This window comes from Pseudomonas sp. BCA17, from assembly GCF_004519405.1.
In the GTDB taxonomy this organism is placed as follows: domain Bacteria; phylum Pseudomonadota; class Gammaproteobacteria; order Pseudomonadales; family Pseudomonadaceae; genus Aquipseudomonas.
This window is the reverse complement of record NZ_SGWI01000001.1, coordinates 273,144-288,421: the sequence shown is the minus strand read 5'-3', so window position 1 is coordinate 288,421 and position 15,278 is coordinate 273,144. Positions and strand designations below refer to the sequence as shown.

The window sequence follows — 15,278 nt, the reverse complement described above, 5'->3', positions numbered from 1 at the left end:
GTGATTTTGTGCCAGGGCTGATCCTGCGTTAGACTCAGCCCTTGCCAATTCACTAAATATCTTTATCAATCAATTGGTTGCTAGAGGTATTTAATTCAAAGGCTAAACTGCTTTGACTGAGTCTATCCGCAACCCGTTGACCGTCTACCTCACCCGCCTGGCCCCCTCCAGCCAATTGACCATGCGTTACGTGCTGCAGGATGCCGCCGACCGTCTCGGCTTCGAAGACATCAACCTCGAAGAGATTGACTGGCACCTGCTGCAACCGGAACACGTGATCGCCCTGGTGGCGGCATTGCGCGAGGACGGCTATGCGCCGAACACCTCGTCGCTGTATGTGAATGCAGTGCGGGGGGTGATGAACGAAGCCTGGCGCATGAGCTTGATCAGCCAGGACCACCTGCTCAAGATGCGCTCGGTCAAGGCCGCATCCGGCACGCGCCTGGGCCAGGGCCGCAACCTGCGCCGTACGCTGATCCGCGAACTGATGGAAGTCTGCGCCGCCGACCCTCGCCCCCAGGGCCTGCGTGACGCCGCGGTCATCGGCATTCTGTATGGCTCAGGCATGCGCAAGTCGGAATCGGTCAACCTTGATCTGGCCCAGGTTGATTTCGGCGAACGCAGCTTGCGCGTGACCGGCAAAGGCAATAAAGAACTCATCAAGTACGCGCCGGACTGGGCCTTCGCCAAGCTGCAAGCGTGGCTGGCGTTTCGGCGCGAGCAACTCAAGGAAGGGGAAGAGGACGATGCATTTCTGTTCAACCGCATTCGCCGGGGCAGCCATATCACCCGGGAGCGCATTACCAAACATGCGATTTATTACATCGCGCGCCAGCGGGGCGAGCAGGTGGGTGTGAAGATCATGCCCCATGATTTCAGGCGATCCTTCATTACCCGTGTGATTGAAGAGCATGACCTGTCGATTGCACAGAAACTGGCGCACCACACCAATATCCAGACCACGGCCAGTTATGACATGCGCGACGACAACGAACGGCGCCGGGCAGTGGATCGCTTCGATCTGTAGATCGGGTCAACTGTGGGGGCAGGCGTCACCGACGCGAATGTAGTCCAGTTCATGGCGCACCCCCTGGTTATCGACGTAGACCACATGCCCCTTGATCGGGCCGCAAGGGGTCGCTGCCGCTCGCGTGCTGCGCACGGCCTTGGCGATGTCCAGATCCTGCGAATAATCGTCGGCCTGGTTGACCGGCGTATTGACGCCCGGGCCGGATTCACCCTGGGCGGCGGCGAAGGTGCTGAACAGGCTCAGCACGGCAATCAGCAAGTAACGCATGGCGACCTCCAACCCCATCGGGAGTGGTTTGACTAGGTCGCCATTCTATAAACCCTGGTCCCACGGGCTGAACGGATTCCGGCCGATAGCGGATATCAGTGAAAACGATGTCAAGACCGTGCGCTTGTCAGGTGCGACGGCAGGCGGCGCAAGGTCCACAAGGTGACAAGCAGCGCAGCTGCCGCACAGAGTGCGATGCCGACCAACATGGGCGCTGGTGTGTGATCGGCAAACACGCCGACCAGCGCCATACACGCCGCGCCGGTGATCATCTGGATGGCTCCCAGCAGCGCCGATGCGGAGCCTGCTACCGCGCCATGATCCTCGAGCGACAATACCCCGGCGGCCGGCAACAGCAGGCCGAGGAAACCGAAGCCGATAAACAACAGGCTCATCATCAAGGCCAGGTTACTGCTCCAGGCCGTGGTCACCGCCAGCAAACCCAACACGCCGGCCACTGCGATCACTGACCAGCGAATCAGCGGCGCCAGCCCAAAACGTGCGCTCAGACGTGCCGTGAGTTGGCTCATCGTAAAGAACGAAGCGGCATTGAGGGCAAAGCACAGGCTGAATTGCGTCGGTGTCAGGCCGAAATACTCGATGTACACGAACGGTGCGCTGCCGATGAACACGAAGAAGGTGGCCAGGCCAAAACCACTGACCAGCGACAAACCGATGAATACCGGATCGCGCAATAACACCCCATAGCTACCGATGGCATTGCCCAGGGTTCTGCCCAGGCGGCGTTCGGCCGGATGGGTTTCGGGCAACTGCACGATGGTCATCACCAGGCACAACAGCGAGACGACGGCCAGCACGGCAAACACTTCGCGCCAACTCCAGAGCGAGATCACCACGCTACCGGCCAAGGGCGCCAGGATCGGCGAAACACTCATGACCAGCATCAGCAACGCCATCAAGCGTGCGGCCTCATGGCCGGTATACAGGTCACGGACAATCGCCCGGGGAATCACCATCCCGGCGCACGCGCCAAAGGCCTGCAAGGCACGAAAGCCAATCAGCACTTCGATAGTGGGGGCCAGCGCACAGCCGACACTGGCCACGGCAAAGATCGCCAAGCCTGCATAAATAGGCGGTTTGCGCCCGAATACATCACTGATCGGCCCATAGAACAACTGGCACACGCCGATAATTACGAAGAACACAGTCAGGCTCATCTGCACCGCCGCAGGCGAAGCATGCAGGCTGGCACCCAATGTGGGCAGGGCGGGCAAGTAGCTGTCGATGGCGAACGGGCCGATGGCGGTGATCAACCCCAGCAACAAAGCGAGGTGGGCAAGACTACGGGGCATGTGCGGTTCCAGGCGAAGCAGAGGCCGGTCAGCTTAAAGGAACCGTGCAGATCCGCAAACTTAGTCTTCACTGACGACAAACGCTGCCGATAACGTGGTCAGTGACGTTAGTGCAGTTGCCTGAGGGGATATCAGCATGACGATCAAATTACGCTTGGTGCTATTGATTGCGACCGGATTGCTCACGGCGTTGATCATGAGCCTGGCCGGTTACCTGGGGAATACGCGCATGGCCGGGGCCGTGCAGGACAGCGAAATGAGCATGACGGTGCTGCGTAACCACATGGAAGCCGACATGATGCACGACGCACTGCGCGCCGACGTTTTGGCGGCCATGCTGGTGGGCCTGGGGAAAAGCGCCAGCACCCCGGCCGAAGTCAATACCTCCCTCAAGGAGCATGCCGAACACTTTCGGCAAGTGTTGAGCGACAACCTCAAGTTGCCGTTGGACGACGGGCTCAGGACGAACCTGGAAAAAATCAAACCCACCCTGGATACCTATATCAGCGCCGGCGAGCGCATCGTCGCGCTGGCGTTGGAAAACCCAGAGGCCGCACGCGCAGAACTGGCGACATTCAATGGCATCTTCAGCCAGCTCGAAGAACAGATGGCGACGCTGAGCGAGCAGATCGAACACAATACCCAACAAGCCAGCGTCGGTACGCGTCAGACCATCCGTAACGCCAACTTCACCCTGGCGGTGGTGTTGATCGCCAGCCTGTTGCTGCTATTGGCCCAGGGCCGTTGGGTTGCCTTGAGCATCATGGCGCCCTTGCGCACGGCCAGTCGCATTGCCGCAAGCATCGCTCAAGGCAACCTGAGCGAGCCGATCGTCGAACCCAACCGCAAGGACGAAGCCAGCTCATTGATTCGCAGCCTGGCGACCATGCAGCAGGACTTGCGCCGCATGATCGAAGTGGTGCGCAGCAACGCCCATGGCGTCAACGGCATGAGTGAGCAACTGAGCCAGGGCTGCCATGAAGTAGCCGGCAGCAGCCAGCAACAAAGCTCCGCCGCCAGCGCCATGGCCGCCGCAGCCAGTGAAATGACCGCCAGCATCGAGGAGATCACCCGGCATGCCGAACGCGCCTTGGACATGGCCAATCAGGCGCAGGCCTTGGCCAAAGACGGCGGCCAGGTGATTCATCAGGTGGTGACTGATATGGACAGCATTGCGCGTTCCGCGCAGCAGTCGGCCCAGGTCATTCGTACGCTGGACAAGGAGTCCGAAGCGATCTACAGCATCATCCAGGTGATCAAGGGGATTGCCGATCAAACCAACCTGTTGGCCCTGAACGCTGCCATCGAAGCCGCTCGCGCGGGAGAGCAGGGGCGCGGTTTTGCCGTTGTCGCCGATGAAGTGCGCAGCCTCGCCGGGCGTACCAGTGCGTCAACCCAGGAAATTGCCAGCATGGTCGGACGAATCCAGCAAAGCACCCGGGAAGCGGTGACGAGTATGGAGGAGGGTGTCGCTCAAGTGGATAAAGGCATGGCCGTCACCGCCGATGTCGAACGGGCCATCCGCGAGATTCTCCAGGCAACGCTGAACACCACTGAATTGGTGACGGATATCTCCCGCACCATCGGTGAACAGAGCCTGGCCAGCAATGAAATTGCGCATCAGGTGGAGATGATCGCCGGCATGTCGCAAACCAACAGCCGGGTGATCGGTGAAACCGCTTCGACGACGGACGAGTTGTCCAGCCTGGCGGTCAAGCTGTCGCAGTCGGTGGACCGGTTCCGGCTGTAATCACCTGTCTCGAGATAACTGAGGCAGAGACGGCGCTACTTGAGACCGATGCGTTTGCGCATCTGGGCGGTGATGGTCTGCTTTGTTCCAGGCATATCCGCCCACGGGTCAACGTCGAGGTTTTCCAGACGTTGATGAACGTTGTGGATGTTCCAGGCGTTAGCGCCTTTGATCTCTTTAAGTTCATCTCTGAAGATCGGCACGGAAACCGGCAAACCCTCGCGGGTACGTGGCGAATAGGCGCAAATGGTGGTTGCGCCCAGGCCATTGCGCAGGTAGTCGATGAAAATCCGTCCCACCCGGTTCTTGGGACCGGAAACCGCCGAGAACCGATCGGGAAGCAGGTTGGCTATATGCCTGACAATCGCGTGGCTAAAGCTCTTTACCGCCTCCCAGTCGGCTTTCGGCGTCAATGGCACAACAATGTGGATGCCCTTGCCGCCGCTGGTTTTCAGGAAAGATTTAAGCCCCAGTTCGTCCAGTACCGTTAATGTCAGTTGGGTTGCCTCCACCATGCTTTTCCATGGCAGTGCAGGATCGGGGTCGAGGTCGAGAATAAATCGATCAGGGCGATGCAGGTCCTTGGCAACGGCATTCCAGGTATGCAGTTCAATGGTGCTCATCTGGATGGCGCCTATCAGCGCCTCTATGTTGTTGATCAACATCACAGGATGGCCGGTCTCTGCTTTACCGATGATTTCGATGCCGGGGATGGCCAGACGCTCCGCGTTCTTCTGAAAGAACAGCTCTGCGCCGATTCCGTCGGGAGCGCGCACCAGCGCGACCGGACGATTGAGTAGCTGCGGTAGCAACCAGTCAGAGATGCCGATGCAGTAATCCGCCAGGTCACGTTTGGTTGCGCCGCTGCTCGGGTCAATCACCCGTTGCGGATGGGTGAGTCGGATCGTGGTGGAGCCGTCGTCGCTGCCTTTACCTTTGGCCTTCGCCGCAGATGGCGGTTTTTTTTCGGGCTTTTTCGCGATGTCGGGGCTATGGGCGGGGCGTTCTTCAATGATCGACTTTGCGGGTTTATCGTTGCGTAGCCCCTGGAATACGGCTTGTCTCACGGACCCTTCTTTTGTGATTTCGGCAAAGGCAACCTCTGCCAGAAGCGAAGGCTTCAACCAGTGCACGTCCTTGGCCTCGAAACCCGTGGGCGGGTTTACCACGGCAGGCTTCCCGGTTTCGAGGGGGGTTAACTGTTCGTAGATCGTCTTCAGGGTTACCTGGTTGAAGCCGGTGCCGACCTTCCCGGCGTATTTGAGCTGGCCGCTGTCCACGTCGTGCAGGCCCAGGAGCAGCGCGCCGAACTTACTGCGCGAACCTTTTGGCTCTGTATAGCCGACGACGACGAATTCCTGGCGACGTTTACATTTGAGCTTGATCCAGTCGCCGCTGCGACGGGACACATAGGCACTGCCAACGCGTTTACCAATGAGCCCCTCCATTTGCATCTGGCATGCGCTGTCCAGCAGTGCCTGCGGCGTTTCGGCGAAGTCCTGCGAATACCTCAGTGCCTCATCTTCATTGCTCTCCAGTACTCTGGACAAGGCTTCCCGGCGTTGTTCGACCGGCACCTCGCGTAAATCCATGCCGTCGAGAAAGGGCATGTCGAAGAGGTGGTAAACAATGTTGCCGTCGCGGCCCAGCTCAAAAGCATTCTGGAGTGCCTGAAAATCAGGAACGCCTTGCTCATTGGCAACCACGATTTCGCCGTCCAGCCATGCGGACGTCAAGGCGAGGCCGGCAATGGCCTGCGCCTGGCGAGGAAGCTTGTGCGTCCAATCATGGCCATTGCGGGTAAACAAGCGCACCTTGCCCTTATCCACCCGGGCCATGATGCGGTAGCCGTCGAACTTGACTTCATATCGCCAATCACCCTCAGGGGCCGAATCCACCAGCGTGGCCAGTTCCGGCTTCAGGCTTTCCGGCAGCGCGGAGGGTTGGGCATTGGTCAGCTGAGGCTGTCCCGACCTGGCAGGGGACGCGGGGGGCTTCTCGGCAGGGTTGGGCACTGCCGATTTTCCCGAGCGTTTCTTCTGCACGGCTGTGCGCTTGCGCGGCAGGCTGGATGCGACCTCGATCCATGTCGGAGCGTGGTCGCTGGGGTGCTCTTCGCCCCGGACCCATGCATCCACGCCGGCATTCTTCAGGTGAGGAGCCAGCACCGGGTTCAGCAGAAGGTGGTCAATGCGCAAACCGGAATTCTTCTGCCAATGCTGACGGAAATAATCCCAGTAGGTGTACACGCGCTCTTCCGGATACAGATGCCTCACCGAGTCGATCCAACCTTGGTCCAGCAGCCTGTGAAAGCACTCGCGACTTTCCGGCTGCAGGAGCGCATCCTTGAGCCATGAGCGCGTGTTATAGATATCCAGGTCGGTGGGCACCACGTTGTAGTCACCCGCGAGGACGACCGGGTGTTCGCTGGCCTGTAGCGTTTCGGCATGCGCGATCAATTGCTCGAACCACTTGAGCTTGTAATCGAATTTGGGGCCGGGCTGCGGGTTTCCATTGGGCAGATACAGGCAGCCGACAATCACGCCATGCACCGCCGCTTCGAGGTACCGCGACTGCGGATCGTCCTGCGCGCCGGGCAAGCCTTTATGAATCAGAAGAGGCTCGGAATCGCGCGCGAGAATAGCCACGCCGTTCCATGCAGCCTGGCCGTGATGCAATGAGCCATAGCCTGCCGCCTCAAGCTCGCCGGCGGGGAACGCCTTGTCCTGTGCCTTCAGTTCCTGCAGGCAAACGATGTCCGGCCGCTCTTTTTCGAGCCATTGCAGCAGGTTTGGAAGTCGCGCGCCTATGCCGTTGATGTTGAACGTGGCGATTTTGAGGTTCTGCATGGCGTCCTTCTTCCTTTGTTCACATGGCTTCTAATCCGAGTGCGTGCAAGTGCCGTGAGTTCACAATCACTCCAGGTCAGGTGGAAGCGGTGACGTCGTCGAAAACAGCGGAGAAATTTTGAACAACCGCCCAGATGCCCCTGTCATTTTTCATGTGCAACTCACCTGGCTTCGTTGAATACAGTGACGTTGCAGGTGCATTCAGGCGGCGCTGCAACCGCGCCGTTTGCGTTGATATGTGCATATGCCGAGGGGGGCGGAATGACCATAGCTGCTTCAACTGTCCAGTTCCTGAAATCCAACCGTTTGGTGATTACCACCGCTGAATCCTGTACGGCCGGAAAAATTATCACGCTGCTTTCAGAGGTCGAGGGCAGTGGCTCGTTTATAGACAGCGGCTACATTGTCTACTCGCCCGAAGCGAAGCAGCGGCTGTTGAAGGTGCGTGCATACACGATCGAAACGTTCAACTTGACCAGCTGCGAGGTCGCCAGGGAAATGGCCCAGGGTGCGTTGTGCGATAGCGCGGCCGATGTCGCCGTTGCCACCACCGGCATTCTGGGGCCAGATGACGTAGAGGGTATTCCCGCCGGGACTGTCTGTTTTGCCTGGGGTTACCGTACCCCTCGGGGCCTTCGCCTATTCAGCAGAAAAGAGCGTTTTACTGGCTCGCGTGAGCAGGTGCAGATGTACGCTGCAGAACACGCTTTGAAATGTCTTTCCCATTTCTACGAGCGTGCATTGGCAGGGGAGAGCGGTTGAGGAAGGCGATTATCAGCGTATTCATAGTTTTAGTTTCACAGTGCAAGGACCGGCTGGACATTTTTTCTATTTGCGCTCCAGCTACTTGGCCAAGGCGTGCTCTATTTGCACCTTTGCGCGAATAAATCTGCGTTTTTTTTATGAGTCGTGCCGTTCGTCGGTCATAAGTAAAAGAAAACAAACCATTACCGTGCTTTTAACTTCTTAATACTGAGTCTGTTAACTCCTGCAGTCTCAAGGTAACTCCTGATTTGCCCGTACTGAGTACGGGCTTTTTTTTTGCTTTTATATAAACACCGAATCGCTGTGTTCATTCAGGCGGGGGGGGCATATAGGGTTGTGCGATAAATGGAATACTTCCAGACGGGCGCCACTTTACATTTTCAAGGCCGAAGCGTTCAGCGAGCGGTTTGCTTATTCGTTTGATCTTGTCGTTGCGGGAACGGGGGATGATGCCAATGCCTGCATCGCAGCAGGCCCAGTGCCATGCTTCTTCATTGGACATGGCTTCGCTTCTTATTATGAAAGACCTGGGAACTTGATGAAGTTCATACTCGATAATGTATAAAGAGTTTTTCATGTGAGCTCCTTCTGAATGTTGTCATCACCTCAGAAAGTGTCCGGGTTTGAAGCCGCTCTCCTTCACACCTCTTGAGAGTGATGGGGTTTCCTCGTCCAATTTTTATTTTTCGCAGGCATCTGATGTTCCCTGGCTAGGAGTGAATGAAACTGCATGCACACTCCGCCTGGATGACGGGTGATTCGATCGCATGGATCAGGCCGCTGGCCATCGCCTGGTGTGGATCAAGAATGCGCGGCGCGGCGATCAAGTATTTTTCGGTGTCCAGTTTCTCGACGGCCTGTGCGGTTCGTTGCGCAACGATGCGCGCGTACAACTGCAAGTCATAGTCGAGGCTCATGGCGTATTCCGACATGCGCGAATGATCGACGGCACCCTGTACATGCCAATGAAACGGATGAAACAGGAACTTGCTGTGCTCGCACGCCGTCCTGCGTTCGCCCGCCAGGAAAATAATGTTGCCCATGGACTCCACGGTGCCCAAGTTATGCGTATGCACCGGAATCGGGAGTGCGAGTAAAAAGTTGTACATCGTGAAGCCATAACTGCATTCACCGCCCATGGTCGCGATGTTCACGATCAGGCCGGTGGCGTTCTGCTGGACAGCCAATGAGGACTTTTCGATGAGCTGGCTGCAGGTCGAGGCGTTGACCGGGCCGGTGAAGTGGATGACATGTAAAGGCATAAGGCACCTCTGACACGGGTGATCGGATGTTCAGGACATATGGCTGCCGGTCAATGAACAGCGGTGCTAGCTCGTTCGTTCGCAAACGGGAGGCGTCTGCTCGGGCCGGATGGTCGCTTCGGCGTTCTCGACCGTTTCCATTCGTTCATAACAGGAGCGGGCTTTTGGCAATGTCTTGGCAGCGCCTGCCGGTGGGGTGTCACTGGCGGTCGTAGAGCTGGGGGCGTGTCGCTGAGGTTCGAGTGCAGCGCGCATGGTGGGTTCTCCGGCTGAAAGGAAGGGGCAGCAGAAGCTGCCCCTGTTGGATCACTTACGACTTGCGCCCTCCGCCATGGCTATTCTGGCCACCTTTACGGCCGGCCTCGGAAGCCTTTTCGCGATCATTGGCAAAATTGCCGCCAGACGACTGACCGCCTTTTTTGCCGGCTTCAGAAGCTTTTTGCTGATCGTTGGCGAAATTTCCAGGGTTCTTATTGCTGGTAGTCATGATAGATCTCCACAATGAGTTGTCGTTTCGCTAGTTGCACATTCGTGCAGCGAACACCTATTCGGATAAGCCCAATTTGCTAATCGTTTTGAGAAGTTTCTGAATTGCCGATAAACGGTAAAACCCATGGTTAAACTTGTACAAAACCATTTGAAAAACGCCGCTTCGTATAACTTTGCCCGGCCGGTGATGCTGAAGTAGTGGCATGGCGCCGCTTCGCTAGTGCGCGAGGCAGCGCTTAAAAATAATGAACCCTGCGAGTCTATGCATTACCTAACAGTGCATAACCCGGAGGTGCACCCATGCAAACTACTTACTTTTGGATAGGTTTGGCCGTTGTCCTCATATTGCTCGATCTGTGGATCATCAACAGCGTCTGGCGAAGCGATAACAGGTCGGGGAAAAAGGCAGGCTGGACTGCAATAGTTGTGCTGTTGCCGTTTTTAGGCGCAGCCATATGGGCTATTGCCGGCCCACGCGGTGTCACCAAGGGGCCATCCTCGCCTGAACACAGCAAGGGTTAGCAGGGTTCGTGCTTCACAGGCGTCTGAAGCAGGCGCGATTGGACGAAGACGACATTCTTGCAGCATCCCGATCCGCCAAGTGCATTGTTGAAATCAGCCGGATCAAATTCGCGACTCTTGAACGCAATGGAAAAATTTCAATCATTCCCTATGAGTCAGCCGAGGAGGCCATGCCTATGAAAACGCAATCTACTAGCCAACCTGCAACGGAGCCCCCTGCGCAGTTGCCGGAAAAAGACATTGGCCAGGGACTCACCGACGATGAGCGAGTGTCCAGAGAAGGTGAGGGCGATATGAATGCAGACGGTGAAGGCGCGCGGGTGACACCGGGCCCGGAAGACGAGAAACGTTTGAAGCCCTGACAACGTGCCCTTGGTCAGACCTTGGCGCACGCCGATGGAATTATTTGAGCCAGGATCGGCTCTCTCGTTATAGAGGCGCTAAAAAGCGTCGCGTAACGGGTGTTGGCAGTCGCCGAGGCCTGAAAAACTTGTAGATGGAGCCTGCCATGACTGTCTTTCAAACCCTGCAAAGTGCTTCTCAGTGGCAGCATGAAGGGCCGTTGCGTAGCCAGTACCAGCGCCTGCTCGCCGATTGGGACGCCGGGGCCGCGCAAGCGGCGGCGGAGTTTCTGCAGGCGCAGTTGGATCACGTCGGCGCCGCGGACGACAGCGCATTGCCCATGTCGCCTGACCAACTGATGAACTGGGTCGAACGCAACTGCACCGCCGTTGCCCAGGAATATGCGCAGTACTTGCAAGACCGGCAGCAAGGCGGCGGCCGCCGGTATTTCCAGAACAAAGCCCACGCCCTGTACTTCCTGCAGTGCGTGGCGCCGACCAAACAGGTGGATGGTGCCTGGCTCTACGGTGTGCTCGCGCACTGGCGGGACTACCGCTATGACGGACTTTTGACCACTTACCTGGAAGAGCTCGGCGATGGCGAGCCGACGCAGAACCACGTCGCGATATACCAGCGTCTCTTGGCCGAACAAGGCTGCGACGGTGATTTCGGCTGGCAGGATCAGCATTTTCACCAGGGCGCCATCCAGTTGGCACTCGGCCAGAGCGGCGCCTCGCACATGCCGGAGATCCTCGGCTACAACCTGGGTTATGAGCAGTTGCCATTGCACTTGCTGATCTGCGCCTACGAGCTCAAGGAACTGGGGATCGACCCCTATTATTTCAGCCTCCATGTGACCATCGACAACGCCAGCAGCGGCCATGCCCGCCGGGCCGTGCAGGCGGTCCTGGCCTTGATGCCGAACGGAATGGACGCTACCGAGTATTGGCAACGGGTACGCCGCGGTTATCAGTTGAACGACCTTGGACAGGGCACCACGGCGGCGATCCAGGCGTTCGACCTGGAAGAAGAAGTGGTGGCCATGCTTGAACGCAAGCGGCCGTTCGCCCAGCACATGCATTCGGACTACTGCCGCTTCGACGGCAAGAGTGTCAACCAATGGTTGGCGCAGCCGGGGCAGATCCGCAGTTTTTTGCAGGCCCTTGAGGACAAGGGCTGGATCAAGCGACACCAGGCGCCCGAGGACAGTCGTTTCTGGCAACTGATCGAAGGCCCGGGCGCCGCGATGTTTGGCGTGTTCAGCGGCTATGAAAAACAACTGCTGCGGGACTGGATAGCAGGCGATTGGCGCGATGCAAAAAGTAGTGCACGGCCACGCCCAGTGCGGCCGGTGTCGTCAGGCGCGAACGAGCACACGCCGGATGACCCTGAAACCTGCGCGTTGCGCAACGCACTGGCACAACACGATGGTGAGCAGCAGTTGGCCCTGTTACTGCCGTGGCTTGGCCCTCACCGCCATCATCGTCCCGCCGGCTTGTTTGCGACCCGTCGTTTTATCGAATTGCGCGCAGGTCTGCGCTGACCGACAAGGAACCCCGACCATGCTCGAATCGCTGCTGTGTTCAACGCCCCCCGTGATATCGGCCCAATCGCAAGCCGACCGCGCGCTGCTGCACCTGGGCCGTCGCCTGCAGGCGCAGGGCTATCGCTTCATCACGCCCACGCCGCTGACCCACCAGCGGGTCATTGCCCGTTGGGATAACGCAGCGGCCAGTGACATGCGGGGGATTTTCGGTTGGTCGCGGCCCTTCGATACGCAGGTGTTCGAAGCTGCCGAACGGGAGGAACTGCAGCAGGCCGGAATCATCGTCAAGGCCCACGACCGCTGGCACAGCACGGTGCGCTGGTCGACCCTGGGGCCCTTGCTGCTGGCGCATTCGGCGTTTCCTACCGAGGAGGCTGATTCGGTGTTTTTCGGCCCCGACACCTACCGTTTTGCCAGTGTGATAGAAGGCTGCCTGCGCCAACGCTTCGCGCCGATACGCCGCGCCGTGGACATCGGCTGCGGATCGGGCGCCGCTGCCTTGCTGGTGGCGCGTGCGCGTCCCGACGCCGAGGTGCTCGCGGTGGACATTAACCCCAAGGCGCTGCGCCTGAGTGCGGTCAATGCGGAACTGGCCGGGGCACCGAACGTCAGCGTTTACCACAGCGATGTGCTCGACAGCGTCGACGGTTGCTTTGACCTGATCCTCGCCAATCCGCCCTATATGAAAGACAGCCAGCAGCGTTCTTATCGCCACGGCGGCGGTGAGCTGGGCGAAGCGCTGTCGCTGCGTATCCTGCGTGAAGCGCTGCCGCGCCTGGAGCGCGACGGCACCTTACTGCTTTACACCGGGGTAGCCATGGTTGAGGGGCGCGATGTGTTTCTTGAGGCGGCCCGCGCTTTGCTGACCAGCGACGCTTTTGGCTGGACCTACCAGGAGCTGGACCCCGATGTGTTCGGCGAAGAACTGGAACAACCGGGCTATGAGCACGTCGAACGCATCGCCGCGGTGGCGCTTACTGTTACCCGCCTGAGTTGATCGCTTATGGACCGCGCACAGCGCTTCGGCATCGAAGAAGAATATTTCATCACCGATCTGCGCACGCGGCGCATGCTCGCCGAGCCGTCGGCGCATGTGCTAGCGGCATGCCGCGAGGCCATTGGCAAGGGCTTCTCCTATGAGATGTTCCAGGGCCAGATCGAAGTGGCGTCGCCGGTGTTTGACAGCTCCGCAGAAGCCGCCACTTACCTTGGCCGGGTCCGCCGCGAATTGAGCCTGGCGTTGGCCGGGCACGGGCTGGGTTTTATATGCAGCGGCGCGCACCCGTTGGCCGACTGGCAAGCGCAACGCGCGACACCCCAGGCGCATTTCCAGCGCTTGTTCGATGAGTTCCAGATCGTTGCGCAGCGCAGCGTGCTCAGTGGGCTGCATGTTCACGCAGAAATCCCGGTGGGGGTCGATCGGATCGCCGTGCTGAACGAGGTGTTGCCCTGGTTGCCCATGCTGCTGGCCCTCAGCGTTTCATCGCCGTTGTGGCAGGGTCAACCCAGTGGCTATTGCAGTTATCGGCAGGTGCTGTGTGACGAGTGGCCACGCATGGGTATTCCTGAATATCTATCGGATGAATTGGGCTTCGAGCGATACCTGAGTCTGTTGAGACGTAGCGGGGCATTGGCCAGTGACGCGAATATCTGGTGGGGTTGCCGACCCTCGTTGAGCTACCCGACACTGGAGTTGCGCATGACCGATGCATGCCCGCGATTGAGCGATGCGCTGGCCCTGGCCGGGCTGTTCCGCGTGATGGTCAAACACGCCTGCCAGATGCCGGCACCCGGCAGCCAATACTGTGTTGAACGTCATTGGCTGCTCAAGGAAAACCGCATTCAAGCGAGGCGCTGGGGCCGCGCCGGGCGCTTTGTACTGGCACCGGACACAGAGCCCGTATCGCTTGAACAATGGCTGGTGCTGGCGCAGCAGCAATTGGGCGAAACCGCCCGTGCACTGGGCGAGGAGGGCGTGTTCGCCCAGGCACGGCAAATGCTGCGCGACGGCAGCAGCGCTGAGCGTCAGCTACGGGTCTTCGGTGCACAAGCGTCGTCTGCCCTGGTAGGTCGGCAAGCGGTGGCTGACCTGTTGCTGGAAGAAAGCCGTGACGCCTGATGCGTATACGGCCTGATCGGCAATCAAGGTCTTTCGCCACGACTGTTTTTGCCCACGCCGCATCCGCGCTGTTATCCGATTTATGCAAATCCGTCTGAACTTCCCCGTCCCGCGGACCCTCGCAAAGATAATCACATCCGGAGGAAATACGATGAACAGCTATCCAAAACCACCCTTCAAACCTCAACAGCAGCCCGTGCCCGGCGACCAGGGCAAGATGGACCCGATGCCCGATTGTGGTGAACAGACCTACAAAGGCTCGGGCCGCATGGCCAATAAAATTGCGTTGATCACGGGGGCCGACAGCGGCATCGGTCGCGCAGTGGCCATAGCCTTTGCACGCGAAGGCGCGGATGTCGCGGTTTCGTATCTGGATGAACATGAAGACGCCAAGGAGACCGCACGCTGGGTCGAGGCAGCGGGGCGTCAATGCCTGCTGTTGCCCGGTGACCTGGGCAACGCGGATCAATGCACCGCGATCGTCAACGACACGGTGGAGAAGTTCGGGCGCATCGATGTACTGGTCAACAACGCAGCATTCCAGATGACCTATAAAACCCTGGAAGACATCCCTGATGAGGACTGGGTGAAGACGTTCAACGTCAACGTCACCGCGATGTTCCGCATCTGCAAGGCCGCGCTGCCGCACATGGCCGAGGGCAGTTCGATCATCAATACCAGCTCGGTCAATTCCGACGCGCCCAACCCCAGTTTGTTGCCCTATGCGGCGACCAAAGGCGCGATTGCCAACTTCACCGCGGGCCTGGCGCAGATGCTCGGCGAGCGCGGTATCCGCGTTAACAGCGTAGCCCCCGGGCCTATCTGGACGCCGTTGATCGTATCGACGATGACGGAGGACTCTGTAAAAAATTTCGGTGGCAGCACGCCGCTGGGACGCCCTGGCCAGCCGGTCGAAGTGGCGCCCATCTACGTGCTGCTGGCGTCGGATGAGGGCAGCTATATCTCCGGCGAACGCTACGGCGTGACGGGTGGCAAACCGATTCTTTGAGTCAAGCGAGGCAAC

15 protein-coding genes and 1 pseudogene are annotated in these 15,278 nt (G+C 58.8%); 10 read left to right on the top strand and 6 right to left on the bottom strand.

Translation table 11 applies throughout. From position 1 onward, the window contains the following. Window positions 1–112 precede the first annotated feature (112 nt). Window positions 113–1,027 (top strand): tyrosine recombinase XerC, encoded by a 915-nt coding sequence (gene xerC / locus EXW71_RS01160; protein WP_134657251.1) that lies wholly within the window; start codon window positions 113–115, stop codon window positions 1,025–1,027. Window positions 1,028–1,033: 6 nt separating this feature from the next. On the opposite strand, the gene EXW71_RS01155 is transcribed toward xerC, so the two are convergent. Next, window positions 1,034–1,297, bottom strand: a complete 264-nt coding sequence (locus EXW71_RS01155; protein ID WP_123718388.1) for a DUF2790 domain-containing protein — start codon at window positions 1,295–1,297, stop codon at window positions 1,034–1,036. A 110-nt stretch (window positions 1,298–1,407) separates the two neighbouring features. Beyond that, on the bottom strand, window positions 1,408–2,610 hold the full coding sequence (locus EXW71_RS01150; RefSeq protein WP_134657250.1) for a multidrug effflux MFS transporter: 1,203 nt from the start codon (window positions 2,608–2,610) through the stop codon (window positions 1,408–1,410). 136 nt (window positions 2,611–2,746) lie between these two features. Between EXW71_RS01150 and EXW71_RS29295 the strand changes: the two are divergent. Together EXW71_RS29295 and EXW71_RS29290 are read left to right on the top strand one after the other, a co-directional pair. Further along, a pseudogene (locus EXW71_RS29295) lies at window positions 2,747–3,502 on the top strand (HAMP domain-containing protein); the annotation flags it as partial. Next, window positions 3,497–4,360, top strand: coding sequence for a methyl-accepting chemotaxis protein (locus tag EXW71_RS29290; protein ID WP_372241314.1), 864 nt, complete (start codon window positions 3,497–3,499; stop codon window positions 4,358–4,360). The pseudogene EXW71_RS29295 and the gene EXW71_RS29290, both read left to right, overlap by 6 nt. A gap of 35 nt (window positions 4,361–4,395) precedes the next feature. Here EXW71_RS29290 and ligD read toward each other — a convergent pair whose 3' ends face one another. Further along, window positions 4,396–7,209, bottom strand: a complete 2,814-nt coding sequence (gene ligD / locus EXW71_RS01140) for a DNA ligase D (RefSeq protein ID WP_134657248.1) — start codon at window positions 7,207–7,209, stop codon at window positions 4,396–4,398. A 261-nt stretch (window positions 7,210–7,470) separates the two neighbouring features. Between ligD and EXW71_RS01135 the strand changes: the two genes are divergently transcribed. Further along, the gene (locus EXW71_RS01135) at window positions 7,471–7,971 is read left to right on the top strand and encodes a CinA family protein (protein ID WP_134657247.1); all 501 of its coding nucleotides are present in this window, start codon (window positions 7,471–7,473) and stop codon (window positions 7,969–7,971) included. A 310-nt stretch (window positions 7,972–8,281) separates the two neighbouring features. On the opposite strand, the gene EXW71_RS01130 is transcribed toward EXW71_RS01135, so the two are convergent. The 3 genes from EXW71_RS01130 to EXW71_RS01120 all read right to left on the bottom strand — a co-directional run bounded on the left by EXW71_RS01130 (window position 8,282) and on the right by EXW71_RS01120 (window position 9,723). Beyond that, on the bottom strand, window positions 8,282–8,551 hold the full coding sequence (locus EXW71_RS01130; protein WP_134657246.1) for a DUF6555 family protein: 270 nt from the start codon (window positions 8,549–8,551) through the stop codon (window positions 8,282–8,284). Between the two features lie 133 nt (window positions 8,552–8,684). Further along, window positions 8,685–9,236, bottom strand: a complete 552-nt coding sequence (locus tag EXW71_RS01125; RefSeq protein WP_134657245.1) for an ATP-dependent Clp protease proteolytic subunit — start codon at window positions 9,234–9,236, stop codon at window positions 8,685–8,687. A 310-nt stretch (window positions 9,237–9,546) separates the two neighbouring features. Continuing rightward, on the bottom strand, window positions 9,547–9,723 hold the full coding sequence (locus EXW71_RS01120; protein ID WP_123718382.1) for a general stress protein: 177 nt from the start codon (window positions 9,721–9,723) through the stop codon (window positions 9,547–9,549). Window positions 9,724–10,025: 302 nt separating this feature from the next. Here EXW71_RS01120 and EXW71_RS01115 point away from each other — a divergent pair, with 302 nt between their 5' ends. The 6 genes from EXW71_RS01115 (at window position 10,026) to EXW71_RS01090 (ending at window position 15,263) form a co-directional block, all read left to right on the top strand. Continuing rightward, the gene (locus EXW71_RS01115; RefSeq protein WP_134657244.1) at window positions 10,026–10,247 is read left to right on the top strand and encodes a PLD nuclease N-terminal domain-containing protein; all 222 of its coding nucleotides are present in this window, start codon (window positions 10,026–10,028) and stop codon (window positions 10,245–10,247) included. A gap of 8 nt (window positions 10,248–10,255) precedes the next feature. Further along, entirely contained in the window at window positions 10,256–10,609 is a 354-nt protein-coding gene (locus tag EXW71_RS01110; RefSeq protein ID WP_134657243.1) for a YetF domain-containing protein, read from the top strand. A 146-nt stretch (window positions 10,610–10,755) separates the two neighbouring features. Then, window positions 10,756–12,132, top strand: a complete 1,377-nt coding sequence (locus EXW71_RS01105) for an iron-containing redox enzyme family protein (RefSeq protein ID WP_134657242.1) — start codon at window positions 10,756–10,758, stop codon at window positions 12,130–12,132. A gap of 55 nt (window positions 12,133–12,187) precedes the next feature. Next, window positions 12,188–13,132, top strand: coding sequence for a class I SAM-dependent methyltransferase (locus tag EXW71_RS01100; protein WP_177421580.1), 945 nt, complete (start codon window positions 12,188–12,190; stop codon window positions 13,130–13,132). 6 nt (window positions 13,133–13,138) lie between these two features. Then, on the top strand, window positions 13,139–14,254 hold the full coding sequence (locus tag EXW71_RS01095) for a carboxylate-amine ligase (protein WP_134657240.1): 1,116 nt from the start codon (window positions 13,139–13,141) through the stop codon (window positions 14,252–14,254). Window positions 14,255–14,405: 151 nt separating this feature from the next. Continuing rightward, on the top strand, window positions 14,406–15,263 hold the full coding sequence (locus tag EXW71_RS01090; RefSeq protein ID WP_134657239.1) for an SDR family oxidoreductase: 858 nt from the start codon (window positions 14,406–14,408) through the stop codon (window positions 15,261–15,263). The last annotated feature ends 15 nt before the right edge of the window (window positions 15,264–15,278 follow it).